The sequence below is a fragment of the Flavobacterium sp. PL02 genome, from assembly GCF_035013205.1.
Lineage (GTDB): Bacteria > Bacteroidota > Bacteroidia > Flavobacteriales > Flavobacteriaceae > Flavobacterium.
Map to the genome: position 1 here is coordinate 145448 of NZ_JAYGJP010000003.1, position 26223 is coordinate 171670.

Below are 26223 nucleotides of genomic sequence, written 5' to 3' on the forward strand. Positions count from 1 at the left end.
CTAATAGTAGATCTACAATATTCATTATTAACAATGGTATTCTATAAACATAAAATAACTAAACCTTCTTTTATAATAAATGGAAGAACTCTCCTAGATAATTACAATCTAAAAAGTGCTGTTTTAAACATAGAATCCATTAATCAGTAGTATTGTTTTTATGTTGTTAATAACTCCATAAACACTTATTTATCAAATAACTAAATCATATTTTATATTAAAATAGTTAAACTGTCCTTGATAATCACAATCTAAAAAAATGCTGTTTTAAATATAGAATCCATTAATAAATAGTATAGTTTTTACGTTGTTAATAACTCTATAAATACCTATTTATGAAGTTATTATATCTAAATATTTTTAAACAAAAAAACCGGGTGAATTTAAAATCCGCCCGGCTTACTATTTTATTGGTGCGAAGCACCCTTTTTTTTGAACTTTTTACTGACAAGCAATCTTATTTACTCTATTTTGGTGTCTTCCACCTTCAAATTCAGTATTTAAAAACGTTTCAACTATTTCTACTGCTTGTGGAATCGATGTAAAACGCGCTGGAATACTAATAATATTAGCATCGTTGTGTAAACGAGTTAAATAAGCAATCTCCTTAGTCCAACATAAACCAGCTCTTACTTTCGGGTGTTTATTAACAGTCATTGCAATTCCGTTTCCGCTTCCGCAAATAACAATTCCAAAATCTGCCTTACCTTCAGATATATCTGTAGCAACAGGATGACCAAAATCTGGATAATCTACAGAATCCTCAGAATCTGTACCATAGTTAGTTACCTCATGTCCTTTTGCTTTAAGCATAGCAACAATTGCTTTTTTATATTCTGGTCCTGCGTGATCGTTTCCTATTGAAATTTTCATTATTAAGTTATATTAAGTTGTGTAGTGCAAATTTAACTAATAAATAAATGGTTGCCACGAATTTCCCTAATTTTCCCTAATTTTTTACTTAATAACTTTTAAAAACATAGTTTTAGTAATTGATACTTATTGATGAAATTTGTATTAGAAAAAGCTTAATATATAACTCACTTCATATCAAAAACTTAACACTTATTAACATTATTAACAATGCTATAAGTATCTAGTAATCAATAAAAAATAAACATCTTTTTTGTTAAAATTTTATATTGTTAATAGCAAAAGCTAATTCGTTGATATTCAGTTAACTTTAAATTAACATCTTTTGTTAATAACTACAGAAAGAAAATTAGAAGTTTTTTTTGGTTGTGTCATAAAAAAACCTAATCCAAAACTGGAACTTAATAACCTAATAAAGTTTGGTGAATTTTTAGAAAAGTTATCAATATCAAAAAGTACATTTTCAACAAATATCAACATATGAAGTTATCTACAAAATGAATTCATTTTAGGTTGTTAACCAATGTTAATTAAAATCTAAAAAGTCTTAGAAATTAATCCTTTAACAAAATATAAGTATGTTAATAACTCTATATAACTAAGAGAAACTTCATTTCAATGCTTTTAAAAATAAATTTATATGACATATTAACACACTATAATAACAACCAAAAATTAATTAAATTTAAATTTTTCTTTTTTTAATATATAATATATGTTGACAACTTTGAAAAATTGAAAAGAAAAAAAAATTGAGAATTTGAATTTAAACGATTGAAAGTGGATTATTGAGATTGTCTAGAATTACCTGAACTCTTTCGAAATCCTCTGGATGAACGTTGAGTTTGATTCCTCCTAAAGCTGCCGAATAGAATGGAGCCACCGATAAGGTCATTTCGTTCTCCAGGTAGTATGGAATGTCTTCTTGTTCTAGTAAGTGTTTTAGAACGACTGTTTCGTGCAGATAATTGAATGTAGCAATAGTTTTAAAGCTTTCCATAAAGGTCTTTTCGTAAAGATACGAAATGAGCATTACTAAAAATTTGTAGCTAACAGTAATTTAAGTATGCTAATTACACATGACCTTTGAAATCAATAAATATCTCCCTTTGAAAGTTATATTTTTAATAAAATGTACCCTAAAAAGTATTATCTGATATCTTCTTTGTAATTTTAAACCTTATAAGAAAAGATATATGAGTAAGAAAATTAGAAAACCGATAAAGAATGAGAAAGATTTCTCAAGTAAGATTATAAAAATTTTATCGCAACATGCTAATAAACCATTTAATTACAAACAAATAGGAGCGAAGCTCGAACTAGACGATACTAAAAGTCGTAACCAAATTATAAAAGATTTAAAGATTCTGGCTTCTCAAAATAAGATTGTAGAATCAGAACCAGGTAAATATTTAATCAAAGCAATTAGTCAGGATTATTACGAAGGTACGATTGATATGACAAGTCGTAAAACAGCATATTTTATTTGTCCTGATTTTACTGAAGATGTTTTTATCCCCACAAATAATTTAAATCGTGCACTAGATAAAGATAAAGTAAAAGTTTACGTTTATAATAGAAGAAAAGGGAAACGTCCTGAAGGAGAAGTAATTGAAGTAATTGAAAGAAATAAAACTGACTTTGTTGGAGTTATTGACATTCAGAACAACTTCGCTTTTGTTTCTACTGCAAATCCTAAAATGTACACTGATATTTTTATTCCAAAAGATAAAATAGGTGAGGCACAAAATGGTGATGTTGTTTTAGTTACGATAGAAGATTGGCCAAAAAGAGCTGATAGCCCATTTGGATCAGTAGTTAAAGTTTTAGGTAAACCTGGAGAACACGATACTGAGATTCATGCTATTCTGGCTGAATATGGTTTACCATCAGATTTTCCTGTAGAAGTAGAGGTTTATGCACAAAAGATAGATACATCTATACAAGAAAGTGAAATTGCTAAGCGTCGTGATATGCGTGATACGCTTACGTTTACGATAGATCCAAAAGATGCAAAAGATTTTGATGATGCCTTATCTTTCAAGAAATTAGAAAACGGAAATTACGAGATAGGTATTCATATTGCCGATGTTTCGTATTATCTGGAGGAAGGAACTATCCTTGATGATGAAGCGTATCAACGTGCAACATCGGTATATTTAGTCGATAGAGTAGTACCAATGCTTCCTGAAGTGTTATCTAACTTTGCATGTTCATTACGACCTAACGAAGAGAAATATACTTTCTCTGCAGTTTTTGAAGTATCAGAGAATGCACAAGTTATTAACCAATGGTTTGGAAGAACAGTAATATATTCAGATCAGCGATTTGCTTATGAAGAGGCACAATATATCATTGAAACAAAAGATAATACAATTCCAGAAGAAACTTCTATTACAGGAAGTTCTTATGTAGTTTCGGACGAAATTGTAAATGCAACTTTAAAACTGGATGAATTAGCTAAGATTTTAAGAAAGAAAAGAATGGCCAATGGAGCTATTTCTTTTGATAAAGTCGAAGTTAAATTTGATTTGAATGCCGAAGGAGAACCAGAAGGAGTTTATTTTAAAGTTTCAAAAGATGCCAATCATTTAATCGAAGAATTCATGCTTTTAGCAAACAGAAAAGTTGCCGAATACATTGGTAAACAAAAGAAAACATTTGTTTATAGAATTCACGATGAACCAAATGAAGATAAATTAATTGCAATGCAATCCGTAATTGCTAAGTTTGGTTACAAGATAGATTTCCGAAATAAAGGAGATATTTCTAAATCATTAAATGCTTTAATGGAAGAAGTTAATGGTAAAAAAGAACAAAACTTAATCGATACTCTTGCTATTAGAAGTATGAGTAAAGCGAAATATTCGACAGATAATATTGGTCATTATGGTTTAGCATTTGATTATTATAGCCATTTTACATCGCCAATACGTCGTTATCCAGATGTTATGGTACATAGATTATTGCAGTATTATCTAGACGGAGGAAAATCTGTAGATGAAGAAACATATGAAACCAAGTGTTTACATTGTTCAAACATGGAAGGTTTAGCTACAAATGCTGAGCGTGATAGTATTAAATACATGCAGGTTAAATACATGCAAGATCATAGAGACGAAGAATTCCTGGGTGTTATTTCTGGAGTTACAGAATGGGGAATTTATGTAGAAATTGTTTCTAATAAATGCGAAGGTATGGTAAGAATCAGAGAGATAAAAGATGACTATTATACATTTGATGAAAAACAGTATGCGCTTGTTGGAGCTACTTCAGATAAGATATTACAATTAGGCGATGAGATTTACGTTAAAGTAAAAAATGCTGATTTAGTTAAAAAACAATTAGATTTTCATTTTTTAAGAAGAGCAGAATAAATAGTAAAAATTAAAAAGGGAAAACATGAAAAAGATTTTGATTGGAGTTGCAATTTTATTTGTACAAATGTCATTTGGTCAGGTAACCAAAAGTTTAGGGGATTTTGATAAAGTGAAAGTATTCGATAAATTGAGTATTACATTAATTGAAAGTTCAGAAAACAAGATAGTTATAAAAGGAAAAAGAGAAAGTGAAGTAGAAGTTGTTAATAAAAACGGAGAACTAAAACTAAGAATGCCTTTTCCTAAATTAATGTCAGGAGATGATGTTTCTATCCAGCTTTATTACAAACGTATCGAAAGCATTGATGTAAGCGAAGGAAGTATTGTTTCTAGTAAAGAAACTTTCAAGCAAACAACAATTGATTTAAACTCTAAAGAAGGAGGAGAAATCAATGTAATTTTAGATGTTGATAATGCCAAAGTAAGAGCTGTTTCTGGAGGAATTATAAAAGTATCTGGAGATGCTAAAACACAAGTTGCTAATTTAGGTTCAGGAGGAATTCTTAGAGCAAGAACATTACATACCTCACAAACGACAATAAACGTTTCTGCGGGAGGAAATGCTGAAATCTATGCTACTACCTTAGTTGATGCAAAAGTTAACGCTGGAGGCTATATTTACATCTATGGTAAACCAAAACAAATTAACCAAAAAACGGTTCTGGGCGGTAAGATTGAAGAGAAAGAAGAATAAATCGAAATTGTATTTTAATGATAAATGATATTTTAGCAGGGATTCCATGGGGAGTATTTTTAAGCTTTATGGTAGGCCCAGTATTTTTTATATTACTTGAAACAAGTATTACCAAAGGTTTTAGAGCTGCATTGGTTTTTGATTTAGGTGTAATTCTAGGAGATATTTTCTTTATAGCTATAGCTTATTTAGGAAGTTATAGATTAATTAAAAGTTTACAAGATAAACCAGCTCTTTTTATTTTTGGTGGTATAATCATGTTAGCTTATGGTATTATTTCGTTTGTACAACTCAAGAAAGAAGAGAAAATAAATGACGAAGAAATAGACCGTGACATTATCAAAAGAAACTACGGAAGTCTTTTTGTAAAAGGTTTTTTCCTAAACGTTATTAACATTGGAGTTCTTGGTTTTTGGGTTGCGATCATTATTTCAATCGGTCCAAAATTAGAAATGCAAACTTCTAGAATGATGACATTTTTTGTTACAGTAGTAGTAACTTATCTAGTTATAGATTGTATTAAAATTGTTTTAGCAAAGCAATTAAAGTCTAAGATGACACCATCTAATATTCTTAAAATTAAAAAAGGAATAAGTGTTGTTCTAATGATTTTTGGTTTTGTTTTAATTATTCAAGGATGGTTTCCAAAAGAAAAAGAAATGGTTAAACATGCTTTTGAGAAGATAGAAAAGTAATTGTTAATAACTACAAAGTATAGTTTTAAACCTCTCATTATGAGAGGTTTTTTTATGTTTAAAAACCTTTGGAACTCTTTATTAAAGTTCAAAACAAAGGGTATTAGGAACTTTCGCTTTATACAAAATAAACCCAAACTTGTCATTTCGACGCAGGAGAAATCTCCACGAGTAGCTCGACAATTTGAGTAAAAACTATGAGTTAGTTTTTTGCGAAGATTTCTCCTGCGTCGAAATGACAAAAATGCGCTGACCAACTTTAAACTTGAGATTTTATCAAAGTTTCTTACAGCCTTGGTTTAAAACTTTGACAAAAATAATTACACTCTCATATAAGACTTCAATTCCGCTCAATCTGACAAACAGCACAAAAAATTAAGCACAAAAAAAAGAGACACATTTCTGTATCTCTTTTTGAGGCATCGTCTGGATTCGAACTATATCTTTATCTAATTTTTTCTAAAAATTAAGCATAAAAAAAACCTTCAAATTTCTTTGAAGGTTTTTGAGGCATCGTCCGGATTCGAACCGGAGTAGGAGCTTTTGCAGAGCCCAGCCTAGCCGCTCGGCCACGACGCCATTGTTGAACGGATGGCAAAAGTAACCATAATCTTTAAATTTTAAAAACTTAAAGCCAACTATTTTTAAAATTTATTAAAAGAAATAATTTTACTTCTTTCTAGTTTCTTTCATTCTAATTGTAACCGACTCAACATCACCACCAATAGGAGGATTAATTTTAGAAACCTCTACTATTGTTTTTGTGATCACCGGGATCTCATCTAGTACTCTTGTAATGATTCTTTTGGCAACATGTTCTAATAATTTAGATCTAATTGCCATTTCTTCTTCCACAATTTTGTTTAAATGTACATAATCAACAGTATCGGCAAGATGATCAGACTCGGCAGATTTTCTTAAATTGGCATGAATTTCTAAATTCACTTCATAGTCAGATCCAATTTTTCCTTCTTCAATTAAACATCCGTGGTAAGAAAAAGTACGGATATTTTTTAGTTTAATAATTCCCATTTTTATAATTTTATTCTTGTAATATTTGGATTTTGGTAATTGGATGTTACAGCCAGTACGGAAACTAATTTCTCGTTTTCATCAATTGTAAAATGAATTGTATAAGGGAATTTCTTTAAAGGTAAAGTACGAACGATATTATATTTTTCTTCAAAAAAAGGAAAGGTCTTTAAAGTTTCTACGTAATCTTGATATTCATTAAAGAATTTTGTTCCCAGTCCATTAGATAAAGATTCATAATATTCAGCAATTTCATCTACTTCTAAGTCAGCACGTAATAGAATAATTATTTCATACATTTATTTATTCCATTTAGCGTTGAGTTTTTTTTTAGATTCTTCCCAACTTATATAATCTTCTGGTTTGGCATTTTTCATACGTTCTAAAACCATTTCCTGCTGCCATAACGGAATTTCATTCGGAGTGTTTTCGTCTATAGAAACATCTGGAATATGTTTGAAAAAACTAATAAAAGTTTCGTAAAAATCGTCTGGTATTGTAACAGTTAATTGTCTCATAACTTTGATAATTTATGCAAAAATAGTGATTAATTTAATTTAAAGTCTCTTAACCCTAATTCTCTATCTATCATCTATTTTTTTATCTTTGCTAAAATTACTATAAAATAATGGCATCAGAAGAAAAATCACTCAATTTTATTGAACAAATCATAGAAGAAGATTTAAAATCAGGTCTATCAAAAAATAAACTTCATTTTCGTTTTCCACCCGAACCAAATGGTTATTTACATATTGGTCATGCAAGTTCTATTGCTTTAAATTTTGGATTAGGACTTGATTATCAATCTCCTGTGAATTTACGTTTTGATGATACTAATCCTGAAAAAGAAGAACAAGAATTTGTTGATGCAATAAAAAAAGATGTTGAATGGTTAGGTTATACTTGGTCAGAAGAACGTTATGCATCCGATTATTTTCAACAATTATATGATTGGGCAGTTTTATTAATTAAAAAAGATAAAGCTTATGTTGATAGTCAATCTTCTGAAGATATGGCTATTCAAAAAGGAACACCATCTACAACAGGTTCAGATAGCCCATATAGAAATCGTTCTGTAGAAGAGAATTTAGACTTATTCGAAAGAATGAGAAATGGAGAATTTGAGGCTGGAACTCATATTTTGCGTGCAAAAATAGATATGAAATCTACTAATATGTTGATGCGTGATCCTATTATGTACAGAATTTTACATAAAGAACATCATAGAACTGGAGATGCCTGGAAAATATACCCAATGTACGATTGGGCACATGGACAAAGTGATTATCTAGAAGGTATTTCACACTCATTTTGTACATTAGAATTTTTGCCTCATCGTGAATTATACGATTGGTTTTTAGACCAAATTATAGATGATAATAAACTACGTCCTAAGCAAAGAGAATTTGCAAGACGTAATCTTTCACATACTGTTGTAAGTAAAAGAAAATTACAACAACTAGTTAAAGAACACCATGTTAATGGTTGGGATGATCCAAGAATGTCAACTATTTCTGGATTAAGAAGAAGAGGATATACAGCTGCTTCATTACGTAATTTTGCTAATTCTACAGGTATTGCAAAACGTGATAATTTAATAAGTGTTTCTGTTTTAGAGTTTTGTATTCGTGAAGATTTAAACAAAATTGCACCGCGTGTAATGGCTGTTTTAGATCCGGTAAAATTGGTAATTACTAATTATCCAGAAGGTAAAGAAGAGTTGCTTGACGCAGAAAACAATCAAGAAGACGATACTGCTGGATTCAGAAAAGTACCATTTTCGAGAGAATTATATATAGAAAGAGAAGACTTTCTGGAAGAAGCTCCAGCTAAATTTTTCCGTTTAACATTAGGAAAAGAAGTACGTCTTAAAAATGCTTATATCATTAAAGGAGAAAGTGTTATAAAAGATACTGAAGGAAATATTACAGAAATTCATGTTACTTATGATACAGATTCTTTAAGCGGAAGTGGAAGTGAAGCAAGCCAACGTAAAGTATCTGGAACGTTACACTGGGTTTCGATTGCTCATGCAGTAGAAGCAGAAGTTCGTTTGTACGATCGTTTGTTTATAGATGAAGCTCCAGATAGTCATAAAGAGAAAAATTTCTTAGATTTTGTAAATCCAAATTCATTAGAAATTGTTACTGGATTTGTTGAACCAAGTTTAGCTACAGCTCAAAATGAAGATAAATTTCAATTTCAACGTTTAGGTTATTTTACTGTTGATAAAGATTCAACTCCTTCAAAATTAGTGTTTAACAAGACGGTTGGACTTAAAGATGCTTGGGAAGAAAAAGGTAAAAAAGAAGAAAATAGCATTAATAATTCTTTAAAAGATATCAATAAATATTTTAAAGTTGAAACTAAACCAGAACGTTTAGCTATTGAAAATGCAATAGGGGAGAGCATCAAAAACATTTCTAGTTTCTCATTATTACAAAATTCATTCAAAAAGAATATCAACAATAATAAGAGTTCTTTGTTGTTTGCTAATTTTATCTTGAAATTTTCAAATTTAAAATCTTCGGATTTTGATGCTGAAGAAATCAAAAAGTTTTATACTATGTCTTTACGAAGTGAATCAACTTATGTTCGTTCGAAAGCACTTTTAAATTTAAGAGATAAAGAATCAGATTCTGATTTTGTAAAACAGTTTGAAGAAGAAATTCAGAAATTAAATTCAAATCCTCCAAAAAATGCTTCCGATAGAGAAAAGGAACTTTTGGAAGAAATGTTAAAAAAATAATATCAATTTTAGTTATCGAAAAGCGCTTTTTATAAGCGCTTTTTTTATTATTTATATTTTCTATCTAAAATTGAAATTTTATAGATTTATTAGATTAAAATCGACCTCCATAAATTGATTTTAAGGCGTTTTTAATAATCAGTCAGTATAATTATCGTTTTTATAAAAATGATTAATTAGCGTTCTTTATTTTAATTTTAGACTTAATTTATAGATGATTTTCTCGTTGTTAACATCCAAATGTTTATAAGTACAAGATCTTTACAATTCTGATGCATTTTGCACGATATTCAATTCAATTTTTCACTTTGCTACTGTTTTACATTTCTGATTTTAAAATTTCATATTTTGAAATCATTTCAATTCATCCAAAAAATAATTCTAATAAAAGAGAAAATATTTTATAAAAATTGAATGAAACTAATAATCAATTTTAGTTATTAAAAATATATATTGTTTGTAGTTTTATCTATTATTAATATTAGTTATTAATTTTATGTTTTATATAGTTTTTATAGATTAAAAACGGCTTTCATATATTATATTTAAGGTATTTTTATAATTATGATGACTCTATTATTGGTTTTTTTAAAATGATTGATTAGCGTTCTTTATTTTAATTTTAGACTTAATTTCAAGATGATTTTGTCATTGTTAACATAGAAATGTTTATAACTACGGGATCTTTCCAATTTTGATACATTTTATTCGATTAACAATTCAATTTTTTACTTTCTCAGTATTTTACTTTTTTAGATTTTAAAAAATAGAATTTTTTAGATTATTTAGATTCCTCTTAAAATAGAAATCTGTTAACAAAGAAAATTTTATCGTAAAATAGGATAAGAATTAAGTATCAATTTTAATTATATAAAAAATAAATATTTATGTAATTAACTATTATTAATATTAATGATGGTTTTGTGTTTTATTATAGTTTTTACAGATTAAAAACAGCTTTCATAGATTGTTTTTAAGACGTTTTCAGAAATTGGATAACTCTAATATTGGTTTCCTGAAAAAGATTGAATGACGAGCTTTATTTTAATTTTTTGTCAAAATTAAGATGGTTTAACGGGTTGTTAACACAAAAATGTCCGTGAAAGTGTTATTTTTATAAAAAGCCAAATAAGTAAATTTTTAGAAAATGAATTTATTCATTTTAAAATAAAAAAGGAGTGGGCTATGATTACAAAATTATTTTTCAAACTTCAGAATTTGATCTTAATGTAAATTCTAGTTTTTGAATAGTTTTAGATGAAATTCTTAAAATTAATTTATCGTTTGTATTTAGATTGTGATTTGGTTTTGATAATACTTTTTTCTTTAAAGTGTTTTTCAATTTTATTTCATGATTGCCTAAATCACCTAAATTGATTTTTTGATTATTTTCAAAATTGTTTATTTCATTTTTTATGATATGCTTTATTGAGGCTTAATTTTATATTATAAACTTAATAGCAGTATTTATGAAAATCAAATTTTTAATACTAGGAATATTATTTACGAGTTTTGCTTTTTCGCAAACTCATCAAATAATCAAACATAACGGAGAACAATTAGATGTTAATTATATAAAACAAGATAATGATCTTCTTTACTATTCATTAAACGGAAGTTCAGAACAATTTACTATTAGTAAATATGCCGTTTCTTCTCTTAATGAAAAAGCAAGTTCTAAATCAGAATCTATTTCTCCAAAAATTGTCGTGTCGGACAAAAAGGATTATAGTTCAGTTAAAGTTTTAAAACCTAGCCAAACTATTGGACTAAAAGAAGTTGAGACTTTTTCAGGGTTATCTACAAAAACAAAAGGGGAGTCTCCTTTAGCATTAAAGGAACAAACAGAAAGACGCATCAAAACTAAGTCTGCTGATAATGGATATCCGTTTGTGGCAATTGTCGAAAAACCAGATGGTAAGTACCAGGCAGTTGCTTATGTATATTAAAATTATATTAAACATTATTCCCTAGAATTTTATTTGTAAAAAAAAGATTATCTTTAGTATTAACTTTTAAAAATTACAGTTATGTCAAACAACACAGGAAACACAATATTGGCACTTCTTACAGGTGCAGCGATTGGAGCAGGAATTGGAATTTTGTTTGCACCAGATAAAGGTTCAAAAACTAGAGGACGTATTAAACACGGAATCGATGATGCAAAACATAATTTGAAACACAAATTAGAAACTTCGACTGAGGAATTACGTGATAAGTTTTTGAATGCAAAAGAAGATTTAGATGGAACTTACGAAAATCTACTTTCTAATATGAGCTATAAAACGGAAGAAGTAATTTCATTTCTAGAATCTAAATTGGCCGATTTGAAAACTCAAAACGCTAAACTTCAAAAATAAAATAGCCTGTTTTTAGGGCATAAGCAAAGTACACATTGAACTTTAATTGTTATTGTTTCAAAAAAATTAATTAATTTTAAGAATCACAATACATTGGTTTCATTGTGTACTTTGTATTTTTATTAATATCAACTAAAATAGTTATTATGGCTTTTGAAGAATTAAAAGAACATACAGAAAATATTCAGGATCAAGCGAAAGCTTATGTTGATAGTCACCTGGCTTATTATAAGTTGTGGGGTTTTAAGGTAGCAATGAAATCTACAACAGTAATATTCAAATTTATTTTAATATTATTGTGTTTCAGTATGGTTATGTTATTTGGATCTGTTGCAGCTGCTTTTGCAATTAGTGCCGCTTTAGGAAGTTATACTTTTGGTTTTCTTATAGTAGGAGGGTTGTATCTTATAGCAACAATACTAGTTTTCTTTATAAAAGATAAAATGGTAGAAGGACCAATCTTAGAGAAATTTTCAGAAATCTTTTTTAACGACTAAATTATGGAAACTAAAAAATACTCATCATACGCTGAAATTGAACGAGAATTGGAAATTCTGAAAATAGAAAAGCAAATCAATTATCAAAAGTTAGTTCTTAGTGTTCAAAAAACTAAAGAATCTTTAGAACCTCAAAATATAGTAAATGGATTCTTGGGTTCGTACAAAACGATACTTTCAAATTCTTATATAAAAATTATTCAAGCCGCCATCCCATATTTGATAGCTTGGTTTATGAACAAAAAAAGAGGCAATTAAGCCTCTTTTTTATTTTATAAAATCTGATTATTCTATTGCTTCCGGAGTTTCTGGAGCTTGATAATCTGGATTTATTTCAGTTTTTGGTTTAACCTTTTTATTTGTTTTCTTCATCATTTCGCCAACTTGGTTAGATGCACTAAATGAAGCAACCATATTATTTAGCATATCGCTTCCTGCTTGTGGAGAGTTTGGTAATAAGATTAGGTTAGAATTTGCATCGGCTCCAATAGCTTGTAATGTATCATAATGTTGAGTTACAACAATTAACGCAGAAGCTTCTTGTGAATTAATACCAACTTTATTTAAAACATCAACACTTTCTACAAGACCTCTGGCAATTTCTCTTCTTTGATCTGCAATACCTTGACCTTGTAATCTCTTACTTTCAGCTTCAGCTTTTGCTTTAGCAACAATTCTAATTCTAGATGCTTCAGCTTCAAATTCAGCTACAGTTTTTTCTCTATCAGCAGCATTAATTCTATTCATTGCATTTTTAACCTGAATATCTGGATCAATATCTGTTACTAATGTGTTGATAATTGTATACCCGTAAGTAGTCATTGCTTCATTTAATTCTCTTTTTACAGCAATAGCAATATCATCTTTTCTTTCAAAAACATCATCTAGTTTTAATTTAGGAACTTCGGCACGAACAACATCAAATACATAAGATGTAATTTGATCGTGTGGATATTCTAATTTATAGAAAGCATCATAAACAGTTTCTTTAATTACCATAAATTGTACAGATACTTTTAGTTTCACAAAAACGTTGTCTTTAGTTTTTGTTTCAATGATAACATCTAGCTGTTGAATTTTAAGATTTACACGTCCGGCAATTCTATCAATCATAGGTATTTTTAATTGTAAACCAGAAGTTCTTACACTAAGAAATTTTCCAAAACGTTCTATAATTACAGATGTTTGTTGCTTCACCGTAAAGAATGAAGAAAGGAAAATAAATAATCCGAAGATTATAAGAATAATAAATGGAATGTTCATAACAGATAAATTTAGTTTAAATATTAATGGTCAAATTACGAAATTTCTTCCATTTTAATACGTTATGTTTTTATTAAAATAAAAAAGCGTTAAGAATACCAACTACAGGTGTTCTTAACGCTCTTATATTTATTAGCTTTTTTTGTTTACAAAGCTATTATTGCTTTTTGAATTCTTGAGATTGTTTCTTCTTTCCCGATGATTTCAACAATGTCAAATAGGTGAGGACCTTTTAAAGCTCCAACCAAACTCAATCGGAAAGGTTGCATAACTTTACCCATTCCAATTTCATTTTTTGTCATCCAATCTTTTACTATAGTTTCAATATTCACAGATGTAAAATCTTCAATATTTTCTAGAACAGATGTTAGCTCTTGCATTAAAGTTGGAGTTTCTTCTTTCCAGTTTTTGCTTGCTTTTTCATCATAAGATGTTGGTGCTTGGAAAAAGAAATCACTTAGTTCCCAAAATTCAGAAACAAAATGAGCACGTTCTTTTATCAAAGAAACTATTCTAACAAGATCTACTTTTGAAACATCAATACCTTTTTCAACTAAAATAGGAGTGAAGTCTTTGGCTAAATCTTCATTACTTTGTTTTATCAAATGTTGGTGATTGAACCATTTGTTTTTCTCTGGATCAAATTTAGCACCAGATTTATGAACTCTGTTCAAATCAAATGCTTCCACTAATTCATCTAATGAAAATATTTCTTTGTCAGTTCCATCATTCCAACCTAATAAAGCTAGGAAGTTTATAACAGCTTCTGGGAAAAAACCTTTCTCTCTGTAACCAGATGAAACACCTTCTTCCGTTTTCCACTCTAATGGGAATACTGGGAAACCAAGTTTATCACCATCTCTTTTAGATAATTTTCCGTTACCAATTGGTTTCAGAATTAATGGTAAATGTGCAAATTCTGGAGCATCCCAACCAAAAGCCCTGTATAATAAAACGTGTAAAGGCATAGATGGTAACCATTCTTCACCACGAATTACATGAGATGTTTCCATCAAATGGTCATCTACAATATTTGCTAAATGGTAAGTAGGCATACCATCACTTTTAAACAAAACTTTATCATCTAAAAGATTAGTTTCAAACTTAACTTCTCCACGTATAATATCTTGTAAATGTAATGTTTCATTAACTGGAGTTTTAAAACGGATTACATAATGTTCACCATTTGCAATTCTCTTAGCCGTTTCTTCTGCAGAAATTACTAGAGAAGTATCTAGTTTTTCGCGGTTATGATGATTGTATATAAATGTTTTTCCTTCAGCTTCGTGTTGTTTTCTATGAGCATCTAATGATTCAGGAGTATCAAATGCATAGTAAGCCCAACCCGAATTGATCAATTGATCAGCATATTGTTGGTATAAATCTTTACGATCACTTTGTCTGTATGGACCAAATTTTTCATTTTTTCCAACAGTTTCATCTGGAGCAATTCCTAACCATTCTAGAGCTTCCATAATATAAGCTTCGGCACCAGGAACAAAACGGGTTTGGTCAGTATCTTCAATTCTAAGATAAAAAACACCGTTATGTTTTTTTGCAAATAAATAATTAAATAGGGCAGTACGAACACCACCAATATGTAATGGTCCAGTCGGACTTGGTGCAAAACGCACACGAACTTGCTTTGACATTTGTTTAAATTTTGATGCAAAGATACAATTTTAGATTTTTGATTTTGTTGTATAAAAAAAGAGCTATAGATTATTGGTCTATAGCTCTTTTAATTTTTAAAATAATTTACATCTTTCTAGTCAAAAGATTTAATGTTGTGTTTGCTGATGATGTCATTCCATTTTCAAATAGTAGATTATACTTAATCGTATAATTATCATTTCCATTTTCAGTAATGGTTAAAACTCCTTCTTTTAAATTGGCTCTATCGAGTCCGTTTGAATAATGTTCTAACAATGTTTTACCATCAGAAGATGTTACAAAAATCTCATAGCCAGTTAAACCTTTGTCTAATATTCCTATTCCCATTTCATCTCGCCAGTCACCCAATTGATAGGTACCAGAAATATTAGTTTTACTACTTTCATTAGTTATCATTAGGTGTACTATCACTCCCTTTGTTCCTTCATCATTTGAATTTGTTAAACTTATTGTTGTTTGAGTTACATTTTTTGGTACGGCTAGAGATAAAACTTGTCCAGTTGAAACTTTATAAGTAATATTATCTAATACAAATTCTCCCTTAGTCTCAACAATAGGTGTTGTTGGATTTTCTACAGGATTCACTACAGGCTCTTCTGTAGGTTCTTTTGTAGGTTGCTCTGTACTTTGTTCATCAGGCTTAGTTGGTAGCGTGTCATTATCACTACTACAAGATGTTATTGCAATTGTAGCAAGTAACACATAAAATATCTTTTTCATAATTCAAATTTTTCGCAAAGTTATATAAAATTCTTACAGATAGTGATTTATTTTTGTAATACTTCTTTCTTTCTTTTAATCATGTTTAACTCTAATTATCTTGTTTTAAGTACTTGAAAGTCTTGTTTTATCTTATAATGATTGAAGCTTTTAACATGAAAATGGTATTATTATAATTAGTACTTTTATAGGTTATAAGCAAACAGAATATTATTTTGAAAACAGTTCCATTTATATATCAAAAGTTAGAAGCTTTTATCAAGAAATATTACACCAATGAGTTAATTAGAGGCTTACTTCTTTTTACTGGATTTGGATTATTGTATTTTTTATTTACGATTTTCATCGAATATTTTCTTTGGTTAAAGCCAGTAGGAAGAACACTTTTGTTCTGTGCTTTTATATGTGTGGAAGTTTTTTTACTGTTTCGTTTTATAATGTTCCCGCTTTTCAAATTATTCAAACTTCAAAAAGGGATAGATTATAACCAAGCTTCGGAAATTATCGGAAATCATTTTACTGAAGTAAATGATAAACTAACTAATTTTTTACAACTTTCTGCTACTGATAAAGACATCGAAAAGTCGGAATTAATGCTAGCTTCTATAGAGCAAAAAGCAAATTCATTGCAGCCAATTCCTTTTAGCAATGCGATTAATTTTAATTCAAATAAGAAATATTTACCATTAGCTTTAATACCAATTCTGTTCTTTTTGGTTTTTTATATTTCTGGAAATAGTGGTATTCTTTCTCAAAGTTTAAATAGAGTAGTACACTTTAATGCTGCATTCTTACCACCAGCACCTTTTAAATTTTTAGTTCTAAATTCTAATTTACAAACTGAACAAAACAAAGATTTTGTTTTACAGGTACAATCAGAAGGTAAAGTTATACCTGAGAATGTAATGATTCATATAGGAAATGAAAGTTACTTTATGGAATCGACTAAACCCGGAGTATTTGAATTTAAGATTGAGAAACCAACTACCAATGTTGAATTTTTTCTTGAAGGAAATCTTGTTACTTCTCCGTCATATGAATTGAAAGTTATCACAGTTCCATCTATTGCAAACTTCGAAATGCAGTTAAATTTCCCATCTTATCTTAATAAGAAAAGTGAAACCATTAGTGGAACTGGTAATGCAATTTTGCCAGAAGGAACTCGAGTAACTTGGAAAATGAATACTAAATCTACTCAAAATGTAGATTGGAAAGAAGGTAATGTATCAGTTCCTTTTGCTAAAGCAGAAGATAGCTTTGTTTTATCCAAAAATGTAACTCAAAATACAGAATATCAAATTCTTACATCTAACAGTAAGGTTAGAAACTATGAAAAGCTTAATTATCAGCTCTCTGTTATTAAAGATCAGTTTCCTACCATCAATGTAAGCGTTGCTCCCGACAGTTTAAAGCTAGGTAAAGACTATATGCTAGGACAATTGTCTGATGATTATGGTTTATCTAAATTGCAAATTGTGTACTACGAACGTAACAAACCTAACACTGCCAAACGTGGAACAATTGCTGTTAAGAACAATGTATTTGATCAGTTTGTTTTTTCATTCCCGAGTAATCTGCCAGTAGAGCAAGGAGTATCTTATGAATATTATTTTGAAGTTTTTGATAACGATGCACCTCATAATTTCAAGAGTGCAAAGTCTTCTGTATTCTCAGATAGAGTTGCAACTACAGATGAATTGCATGAACAAGATTTAGAGATTCAAAATAGTAATATTAATGCTTTATCTAAATCTTTAAAAAGTCAGGATAAGCAAATTTCTGAATTAGAAAAACTTCAAAATCTAGGAAAGGAAAAGAATAATTTAGAATTTAAAGAGCAACAAAAAGTGAATGATTTTGTTAAACGTCAGAAACAACAAGATCAAATGATGAAGGAATTTGCTGAGAAGATGAACCAAAATCTTGACAAATTTAAGACTGAAAAGAAAGACCAAACTATCGAAGATTTACAAAAACGTTTGGATAAAGCAGATAAGGATTTAGAGAAAAACCAAAAACTATTGGATGAACTTAAAGACTTAAATGATAAAATTAAGAGTGATGAATTGTTTGATAAGATTGATAAGTTCAAACAAATTTCTAAGAATCAATCCAGAAATTTAGAGCAATTGGTAGAGCTTACTAAGAGATTTTATGTGTCTAAAAAAGCTGAACAATTAAAAGATAAACTTGATAAACTTGCCGATAAGCAAGAGGAACTTTCTAATAAAGAAAAAGAAAACACTGCCGATAAGCAAGATGAAATCAATAAGACATTTGACAAACTTCAGGAAGATTTAAAGGATTTAAAAGAAGAAAATAAATCTTTAAAAGCACCTATGGAAATTCCAGCTGATGCAAATAAAGAGAAAGATATCGATAATGAATTAAAGAAAGCATCTGAAGAATTAAAGAAAAACAATAGTGCTGGAGCAAAACCAAAGCAAAAGAATGCAGCCAAGAAAATGAAAGAAATGGCTAAAAAAATGGAAGAAGGTATGGAGGGTTCTGAACAGGAACAACTAGAAGAAGATGTAAAAATGTTACGTCAGATTCTTGATAATCTACTTGCATTTTCATTATCAGAAGAGGCGGTTATGTTACAGTTTAAATCGCTTAAGTTGGGTTCATCTGTATTTAATAAGAACATAAAGATACAGCAAAATTTAAAGTTACAGTTTAAGCACATCGATGATAGTTTGTTTGCATTGTCATTACGTAACCCAAAAGTTGCAGAAGATGTCACTAAAGAAATTGGAAACGTACAATACAATATGGACAAAGCTTTAGAAACTCTTACCGATGTTCAGATTCCTAAAGGAGTTTCTCACCAACAATACGCAGTTTCTTCGGCTAATAAATTGGCAGATTTCCTGAGTGATTTATTAAGTAATATGCAAATGTCTATGGCAAGTCCTAGTTCAGGTAAACCAAAACCAGGTCAAGGAGAAGGAATGCAGTTGCCAGATATCATGAAGAAGCAAGAAGGTTTAGGGAAGAAAATGAAAGAAGGTATGGAGAAGGGTGAGCAACCAGGTAAAGGCAAAGATGGTAAAGAGGGTAAAGAACCTAAGTCTGGTGGTAAAGGGACATCTGGTGATAATGGTGATGATGGCGAAGGTAATGCTCAGGAGATAATGGAAATTTACAAAGAACAAGTTCGTCTTAGAGAAGCTTTACAAAATGAATTAGAGAAACAAGGACTTGGACCAAATGGACAAAAGACTTTGGAGCAAATGAAACAACTAGAAAAGCAACTTCTTAATAAAGGATTTAAGAATGAAAACATGCAGCGTATTTTAAACATACAGCAAGAATTGTTAAAGTTAAATAATGCTGTTCAGGAACAAGGTCAAGAGAGCAAGCGACAATCCGAAACAAATAGGAAAGAATTTAATAATCAATCGAATGCGTTGCCAACACCCTTATCAGATTATTTAAATAGCATAGAGATTTTAAATAGACAATCATTACCTTTGCGCTCGAATTTTAATCAAAAGGTTCAAGAATACTTTAATACAAAATGATCAATTTTAATTACGAAACAGACTTCGTTTTAAATAATGAAGAAGCGTTTGAAGCATGGCTGTCGGCTGTGATTCTTTCGGAGAATAAAAAAGAAGGGGAGATAAGTTATATATTTTGTGATGATGAATACCTTCATAAAATAAATGTAGAGTATCTTAATCATGATACACTTACAGATATTATCAGTTTTGATTATACTGTTGGTAACGAACTAAACGGAGATATATTTGTTTCTGTAGAAAGAGTTCGTGACAATGCTCTAGATTTTAATGTTCCATTTGAGAACGAGTTGAAGCGAGTATTGGCTCATGGTATCTTACATTACTGTGGATATAAGGATAAGTCTGAGAGTGAAGCTGCTTTAATGCGCTCTAAAGAAGAAGAGAAAATCGCAATGTTCCACGTGGAACTATAATTAGATTACTCTTTTTTTGAATGCATGTTCCACGTGGAACATGCAATTTAAATTTTTACTTTGTGTGTTCCACGTGGAACATGAATAATTTTAATTTGTTTCTGACTTGTTTCGAATGCGAAGCATTCAGGAAAAATCCATATCAAAAAATGTTTTTAGAAGAATACGATGTTATTGTAGTTGGCGCAGGACATGCCGGCTCGGAGGCCGCGGCAGCGGCCGCGAATCTTGGGTCTAAAACTTTGCTTGTAACAATGAGTTTGCAAAACATCGCACAGATGTCATGCAACCCTGCGATGGGAGGAATTGCAAAAGGGCAAATTGTACGTGAGATTGATGCGCTCGGCGGATATTCAGGAATCGTTTCCGACCGCACGGCAATTCAATTTAAGATGTTGAACAAATCCAAAGGACCTGCAATGTGGTCGCCAAGGGTTCAAAGTGATCGAATGCGATTTGCTGAAGAATGGAGAATGATGTTGGAGGGAACTCCAAATCTTGATTTTTACCAGGAAATGGTAAAAGGATTGATAATCGAGAACGGAAAGATAAAAGGAATCAGAACTTCGCTTGGAGTTGAAATCCGTTCCAAATCGGTTGTCTTGACAAACGGAACTTTCTTGAATGGTCTGATTCATATCGGAGACAAACAATTCGGTGGAGGTAGAGCAGGCGAAAGTGCTGCATACGGAATCACCGAAGATTTGGTTCAAGCAGGTTTTGAATCTGGAAGAATGAAAACTGGAACACCTCCACGTGTGGATGGGCGTTCTTTGGATTATTCTAAAATGAACGAAGAAAAGGGAGATGCTAAGCCAGATAAGTTTTCATACTCGGATGTCACTTCACCTTTGGTTCACCAAAGGTCTTGCCATATGACCTACACGTCCTTGGATGTACATGATATTTTGAGATCAGGTTTTGATCGTTCGCCAATGTTTAATGGAAGAATAAAAAGTATCGGCCCGAGATATTGTCCGTCTATTGAAGATAAGATTAACCGTTTTGCCGATAAAGAACGTCACCAATTATTTGTAGAGCCAGAAGGCTGGAATACTTGTGAGGTTTATGTAAACGGATTTTCTACTTCTTTGCCAGAGGATATTCAATTTAAAGCGTTGCGAACTGTTGTAGGTTTTGAGAATGTGAAATTTTTCCGTCCTGGTTACGCAATCGAATATGATTACTTTCCGCCAACACAGTTAAAACATACGCTTGAAACTAAATTAGTAGAAGGTTTGTATTTTGCTGGACAGATCAACGGAACGACTGGATATGAAGAAGCAGCTTCGCAAGGTTTGATGGCTGGAATAAATGCGCATTTAAAAGTACACGAAAAAGCGCCATTAATATTAAAACGTGACGAAGCGTATATTGGTGTTTTAATAGATGACCTTATTACGAAAGGGACAGAAGAACCATATCGTATGTTTACTTCTCGTGCTGAGTATAGAACATTGTTGCGCCAAGATAATGCTGATTTCAGATTAACGCCTATGTCGTATGAAATAGGTTTAGCTTCGGAGAAACGTTTACGTAGAATGGAGCATAAGCTAAATGAATCAGAAAAAATGGTTGCTTTCTTTAAAGAAACGAGTGTTTCTGTTGCAGAAGCAAATCCAATTTTAGAATCAAAAGGAACGGCTTTAATTTCTCAAGGAGATAAAATGTTTAAAGTTTTCTCTCGTCCGCAAATAGATTTAGAGGATATTTTAAAATTTGAGAAGGTTAAAGAATATATCAATGAAAACGACTTAGATCAAGAGATTCTTGAACAAGCCGAAATTCAAGTTAAGTATTCAGGTTATATCGAAAAAGAAAGAAATAATGCTGATAAACTAACAAGATTAGAAGAAGTAAAGATTCCAGAAAACTTCGATTATAATAAAATTAAATCTATGTCGATAGAGGCAAAGCAGAAACTGAGCAAGATTCGTCCTGTTACAATTTCTCAAGCTTCAAGAGTTAGTGGAGTTTCACCAAGTGATATCTCTGTTTTACTTATTTACATGGGAAGATAATATTTGCAGAATTTAGATTGTAGCGTTTAAATTTATAAAAACTAGAATCTAAAATTAATATGTTCCACGTGAAACTACTTTGTTAAACCCCGACTTTGTTGGGGTTTTTCTGTTTATGGATTATTAGGGAATTTATACAATATGAAATAATTTGTTGATGGTAGTATTTGATTCGTATCCTTTTTAGTTCAAGGCATAGTTCTGTAATCTATCTTTAACCTTCTGGTTTGAGTTTTATAAATGTTTTGTTTTTGCAATCTGAAATCCAAAACCGTTAATCCAAAATAAAATGTTCCACGTGAAACTACTTTGTCAAACATTGATTTTGTTGAGTTTTTTAGATTTATTAATTAATCTAAAAATTAAAGCTTTCTTCCTTTATTTTGAAAAACGTTTAGATTTTACGAAGTAATTATAATTGTTTAGAACGACGCAATATGATTGACCAGTTCGGAATTGTAATTTTAATTTGAGTAGATGAGAATCCGTTTTGATTATTATTGTCTTTGTAACTGAATTTGATTTCTATATTATTGATTGTATTCTTTAATCAGAAATTAAAGTAGGCGAGTAGCGGGTTTGATAATTCGTAGTTTTGATGAAATATTGAAAATTTAAATCAAAAATGTATTGTTCAATCTGAATTGATACATTGTTGCAATAGATTGTTTTTTGAATTGTTCTTATGAGATTTTTTAAAAAGTAATATCAATTAGGGTATAGTTCTACCTAATTTGAATCTGAAATTTATTCAAACATGAAACTAATTTGTGTATTCTTGAATTTAATCTAGAGCAATTTTGTTTCGAAATTTTACTTTTTGGTTAATAGATTTAAAATTAAGAATGTTTTCTGCAGTTTTTTATTGTTTTGTTTTCAGAAACAAGACTAGGCTCGAGTTTGATGTTTTTAATTAAGCTTTCATAAAGTAGCATTTATTTTGAAAAGATGTAAAACGCAAAATTTAAACACGATCTTGTCATTTCGACGTAAGGAGAAATCTTCGTGAGTAACTCTGCAAAGTATGGAGTTTCTTGTGGAGATTTGCTTCGCCCGTTCGCTATCGCTAAATGTTATTAAGTTAAGAAAGAACAGCTACAATACTGTACCAAATTAATCTCACACAAAGTCGCCAAGCCGCCAAGTTTACGTCTAAAATCTTTGCGCTTTTGCGTCTTTGGGAGAAAACAATTAAACATAATTAGTTCAAAAAGGCTTAACTTGATGATAATACACTATCAGTCGCGTCTCCTTCGTTGAAATGACTAACAATGTGGATAATTGATTGTTTTATATAATTTTCTGTAATTAAACCAGACAAGAATCTGTATTGTTTATTCTTGTATTTAAAGAATAATTTATGTTTTAAATTAAAAGTGATTTCTTTAATCTGATTTTATACATTTGCCGAATGTTAGCTTTTTGAATTGTTTTAAAAAATGATAATGAAAGATGCATTACAACAGTGTTTTTAGAATTGTTTCTAAAGTTTAAATAAAGAAAAATTGTTTTGAATTTTCTTGATTTTTTAACTGATTGAAACTTTAGAAATGAATGTATTTTCGTTCTGAATTGATATCTTCGTATCATATTTGTTTTGAGTTTTTTTTTAAAAGTATTTGAATAGGGAGATAGTTGATAACTGATTTTCTGAATTGTTTTCTGAAATTAGAATAGGAGAGAATAAGGCTTTTGATTTTTTGGTTTAAGAGTTAGTTTTGTAATCTAATATCATAAGTTTAAAATTGTGTGTTCCACGTGAAACTCCTTAGAGATGTATTGATTTTTTGAATAGGAATTGATTTTTTGTGTGTGTTGTTACTGCAATCTAAATTTTAAATTCTATAATCTGAAATTGTACGTTCCACGTGAAACTCCTTTGTGAAGTATTGAAATTGATGAGTATTTCTTTTAGTTCAACAGTTAGTTTTGCAATCTAAAATCTAATATCAGAAATCTAAAGTTAAACTGTTCCACGTGAAACTACTTTGTGAAGTCTTGATTTTATTGAATGTATTACGTTTTTAAATTTTTAGATTATGAAGATTGTTCACCAAGAAATTTTATCATCAGAGCAGAAAGAATCCTTATTGCAACTTTGGAACAATGAATATCCAATGAGTTTAAATCATGAAACAATTCATGATTTTGATTTGTATTTAAATAGCTTGTTGGATGTAAAACATCATTTTTTAATAGATGATAAGAATATTATTAAAGGCTGGGCGTTTGCTTTTTTGCGAGATAATGAAGATTGGTTTGCAATTATTATCAACAATCAAATTCAGGGAACAGGTAAAGGTTCCTTGCTAATGGAAGAATTAAAAAAGAAAAAGAATAATTTGAATGGTTGGGTTATAGACCACGAAAATGAAATTAAAAATAATGCAGCGCCATATAAATCACCATTGTTGTTTTATGTAAAAAAAGGATTTACTGTTTGTACAGAAACAAGAATTGAAAACGAAAAAATATCGGCAGTCAAAATAAATTGGAAGCGTTAAAGAGATAAATTAAATATTAAATACAGTTTGCCCTAAAAATGAAAAGAATCGTTTTTAGGGTTTGCTGTGAAATTAAACCAAAATACCAATAATTATAAAATGGACGTTTTAAACAAAAAACATTTTCTTACTGTAAAGGATCACTCAGTTTCAAAAGAAACTTTTGAATTGTATTATGATGAAACTTTGGACATGTTGATTACATCTCCACAACCCGATGAAAACAATCTGGGGAAATATTATGAAAGCGAAGATTATATTTCGCACACAGATAACAAACGTTCGTTATTTGAAAAAGCATATCACATTGTCAAAAACATTGCTTTAAAAAATAAGCTGAATTTGATTAATTCTGAAAATCCTCAAAAAGGAAGAATTTTGGATATTGGAGCTGGAACCGGAGATTTTTTATTAACGGCAAAACAAAACGGTTGGGAAACGGTTGGGGTAGAACCGAGCGATAGAGCAAAATCTATTGCAATCAAAAAAGGAATTTCTTTTGTTGGAAAAATTGGTGACCTAGAAAATAATTCTTTTGACGTAATTACGATGTGGCACGTTTTGGAACACGTACCAAATTTAGAATTGCAAATTCAGGAATTGAAGCGATTATTAAAACCAACTGGAACGTTAATTGTAGCAGTTCCAAATTTTAAATCTTTCGATGCAAATCATTATAAAACTTTTTGGGCGGCTTATGATGTGCCAATTCACTTTTGGCATTTTTCAAAAAAAGCGATTCAGTCCCTTTTTGAAAAAGTAGATATGCGTCTGGAAAAAATTCTTCCAATGAAATTTGATTCGTTTTATGTGAGCTTACTTTCGGAAAAATATAAAACCGGAAAAATGAATTATCTATCTGCGTTTTTTATCGGCTTAAAGTCAAATTGGAAAGCAAAACGAACTTTGGAATATTCATCGCACATTTACGTCCTAAAAAACAAGTAAAAAGCATTTTTAGCCGCTTTACGGGACGTTTTAAGAGGTGAACAAGTGTTTGTATTCCCTTTTTGAGAAAACGTCTTAAAAAAGCGCTAATAAATCCAATATTAATAGCAGTAAATTATATAAAATCGGGGTTTGATAACAAAAATTGATACTAGAAAAATCGAGCATTTTTTAAACTTTATGTCGGTGCTATTGATTTTTTTATATTTTTGTCTTTCATACTTTAAAAAAAATAGAAATTATCAAAATGAAAAAAGCATTAGTAATTATCGCACTTTCAATTTCAGTTGTTGCTTGTAACAAAACAGCAGAAGTTAAAGAAGTAAAAACAGCTTACGTTGACACTTCAGTTTTAATGAAAGAGTACACAGAAGCAAAAGACCTTGAAGCTAAATACAAAGCACAAGCAGAGGAAAAAGGGAGACAGCTTCAAGCCGAGATTACTCGTTTTAAACAAGATGCTGCTAATTTCCAAAGTCAGGCACAAGCCAATGGTCAAGCATGGGCACAACAAAGAGGTGCTGAGTTACAAAAAAGAGAACAACAATTAGGGTATGCGCAACAAGCATTAGCTCAACAATTGCAACAAGAAAGCGGTGCCGAAATGGATACTTTGGTTACTGGAGTTAAAAAATTCATCAAGAATTACGGTAAAGAAAAAGGGTATTCTTACATTTACGGTACAGGTGATGCAGCATCAATTCTATATGCTGAAGACAAATATGATATTACAAAAGATATCGTTAAAGCTTTGAATGACAATTATAAAGCTGGTACAAAGCTAGATACTAAATCTGATGCTAAAGCAAAAGATACAACGACAGCAAAAAAATAATAAAAATTAAGAAACTATTTTTAAGCCTATATCCG

The 26223-nt window shown here is 30.1% G+C and carries 22 protein-coding genes and 1 tRNA gene; 14 read left to right on the top strand and 9 right to left on the bottom strand.

Annotated features, from left to right (window positions below):
- Positions 1–441 precede the first annotated feature (441 nt).
- Together rpiB and SHI72_RS11675 are read right to left on the bottom strand one after the other, a co-directional pair.
- A complete protein-coding gene (rpiB, locus tag SHI72_RS11670) occupies positions 442–873 on the bottom strand; it encodes a ribose 5-phosphate isomerase B (RefSeq protein WP_039113300.1) in 432 nt (143 codons plus the stop codon).
- A 766-nt stretch (positions 874–1639) separates the two neighbouring features.
- Entirely contained in the window at positions 1640–1873 is a 234-nt protein-coding gene (locus tag SHI72_RS11675; protein ID WP_323490056.1) for a putative signal transducing protein, read from the bottom strand.
- 196 nt (positions 1874–2069) lie between these two features.
- Between SHI72_RS11675 and rnr the strand changes: the two genes are divergently transcribed.
- The 3 genes from rnr to SHI72_RS11690 are packed head-to-tail and all read left to right on the top strand — an operon-like array spanning position 2070 to position 5642.
- Positions 2070–4250, top strand: coding sequence for a ribonuclease R (rnr, locus tag SHI72_RS11680; protein WP_039113298.1), 2181 nt, complete (start codon positions 2070–2072; stop codon positions 4248–4250).
- Positions 4251–4275: 25 nt separating this feature from the next.
- Complete coding sequence (locus tag SHI72_RS11685) at positions 4276–4947, top strand: head GIN domain-containing protein (protein WP_039113297.1); 672 nt, start codon at positions 4276–4278, stop codon at positions 4945–4947.
- 17 nt (positions 4948–4964) lie between these two features.
- On the top strand, positions 4965–5642 hold the full coding sequence (locus SHI72_RS11690; RefSeq protein WP_039113295.1) for a LysE family translocator: 678 nt from the start codon (positions 4965–4967) through the stop codon (positions 5640–5642).
- 508 nt (positions 5643–6150) lie between these two features.
- Here SHI72_RS11690 and SHI72_RS11695 read toward each other — a convergent pair.
- From SHI72_RS11695 to SHI72_RS11710, 4 genes are all read right to left on the bottom strand, one after another.
- Positions 6151–6221: transfer RNA gene (locus SHI72_RS11695), tRNA-Cys, on the bottom strand.
- A gap of 90 nt (positions 6222–6311) precedes the next feature.
- Positions 6312–6674 carry a dihydroneopterin aldolase gene (gene folB, locus SHI72_RS11700; protein ID WP_323490057.1) on the bottom strand — a complete coding sequence of 121 codons (363 nt, stop codon included), beginning with the start codon at positions 6672–6674 and terminating at the stop codon, positions 6312–6314.
- A 2-nt stretch (positions 6675–6676) separates the two neighbouring features.
- Entirely contained in the window at positions 6677–6973 is a 297-nt protein-coding gene (locus tag SHI72_RS11705; RefSeq protein ID WP_323490058.1) for a hypothetical protein, read from the bottom strand.
- On the bottom strand, positions 6974–7192 hold the full coding sequence (locus tag SHI72_RS11710; RefSeq protein ID WP_039113291.1) for a hypothetical protein: 219 nt from the start codon (positions 7190–7192) through the stop codon (positions 6974–6976).
- 110 nt (positions 7193–7302) lie between these two features.
- Here SHI72_RS11710 and SHI72_RS11715 point away from each other — a divergent pair, with 110 nt between their 5' ends.
- From SHI72_RS11715 to SHI72_RS11735, 5 genes are all read left to right on the top strand, one after another.
- Complete coding sequence (locus SHI72_RS11715) at positions 7303–9423, top strand: glutamine--tRNA ligase/YqeY domain fusion protein (RefSeq protein ID WP_323490059.1); 2121 nt, start codon at positions 7303–7305, stop codon at positions 9421–9423.
- 1469 nt (positions 9424–10892) lie between these two features.
- Complete coding sequence (locus SHI72_RS11720; protein ID WP_086895756.1) at positions 10893–11372, top strand: hypothetical protein; 480 nt, start codon at positions 10893–10895, stop codon at positions 11370–11372.
- Positions 11373–11453: 81 nt separating this feature from the next.
- Positions 11454–11783, top strand: coding sequence for a YtxH domain-containing protein (locus SHI72_RS11725; protein WP_039118044.1), 330 nt, complete (start codon positions 11454–11456; stop codon positions 11781–11783).
- 146 nt (positions 11784–11929) lie between these two features.
- Complete coding sequence (locus SHI72_RS11730; RefSeq protein WP_323490060.1) at positions 11930–12280, top strand: competence protein; 351 nt, start codon at positions 11930–11932, stop codon at positions 12278–12280.
- Between the two features lie 3 nt (positions 12281–12283).
- Positions 12284–12538 carry a DUF6327 family protein gene (locus tag SHI72_RS11735; protein WP_039118042.1) on the top strand — a complete coding sequence of 85 codons (255 nt, stop codon included), beginning with the start codon at positions 12284–12286 and terminating at the stop codon, positions 12536–12538.
- A gap of 27 nt (positions 12539–12565) precedes the next feature.
- Here SHI72_RS11735 and SHI72_RS11740 read toward each other — a convergent pair whose 3' ends face one another.
- The 3 genes from SHI72_RS11740 to SHI72_RS11750 all read right to left on the bottom strand — a co-directional run bounded on the left by SHI72_RS11740 (position 12566) and on the right by SHI72_RS11750 (position 15937).
- A complete protein-coding gene (locus SHI72_RS11740) occupies positions 12566–13543 on the bottom strand; it encodes an SPFH domain-containing protein (RefSeq protein ID WP_035618695.1) in 978 nt (325 codons plus the stop codon).
- 146 nt (positions 13544–13689) lie between these two features.
- Positions 13690–15195, bottom strand: coding sequence for a glutamate--tRNA ligase (gene gltX / locus SHI72_RS11745; RefSeq protein ID WP_323490061.1), 1506 nt, complete (start codon positions 15193–15195; stop codon positions 13690–13692).
- Between the two features lie 106 nt (positions 15196–15301).
- A complete protein-coding gene (locus SHI72_RS11750; protein ID WP_039118040.1) occupies positions 15302–15937 on the bottom strand; it encodes a hypothetical protein in 636 nt (211 codons plus the stop codon).
- Between the two features lie 215 nt (positions 15938–16152).
- On the opposite strand from SHI72_RS11750, the gene SHI72_RS11755 reads away from it, so the two are divergent.
- The 6 genes from SHI72_RS11755 (at position 16153) to SHI72_RS11780 (ending at position 26188) form a co-directional block, all read left to right on the top strand.
- Positions 16153–19464: a hypothetical protein gene (locus SHI72_RS11755; protein WP_323490062.1), complete on the top strand. Its 3312-nt coding sequence runs from the start codon at positions 16153–16155 to the stop codon at positions 19462–19464.
- Positions 19461–19880, top strand: coding sequence for an rRNA maturation RNase YbeY (gene ybeY / locus SHI72_RS11760; protein WP_323490063.1), 420 nt, complete (start codon positions 19461–19463; stop codon positions 19878–19880). The genes SHI72_RS11755 and ybeY overlap by 4 nt, the downstream gene beginning before the upstream one ends.
- Positions 19881–20029: 149 nt before the next feature.
- Positions 20030–21901, top strand: a complete 1872-nt coding sequence (gene mnmG, locus SHI72_RS11765) for a tRNA uridine-5-carboxymethylaminomethyl(34) synthesis enzyme MnmG (protein ID WP_323490064.1) — start codon at positions 20030–20032, stop codon at positions 21899–21901.
- 2039 nt (positions 21902–23940) lie between these two features.
- A complete protein-coding gene (locus tag SHI72_RS11770; protein ID WP_323490065.1) occupies positions 23941–24405 on the top strand; it encodes a GNAT family N-acetyltransferase in 465 nt (154 codons plus the stop codon).
- Between the two features lie 99 nt (positions 24406–24504).
- Positions 24505–25353 carry a class I SAM-dependent methyltransferase gene (locus tag SHI72_RS11775; RefSeq protein ID WP_323490066.1) on the top strand — a complete coding sequence of 283 codons (849 nt, stop codon included), beginning with the start codon at positions 24505–24507 and terminating at the stop codon, positions 25351–25353.
- A 247-nt stretch (positions 25354–25600) separates the two neighbouring features.
- A complete protein-coding gene (locus SHI72_RS11780) occupies positions 25601–26188 on the top strand; it encodes an OmpH family outer membrane protein (protein WP_323490067.1) in 588 nt (195 codons plus the stop codon).
- Positions 26189–26223 lie beyond the last annotated feature (35 nt).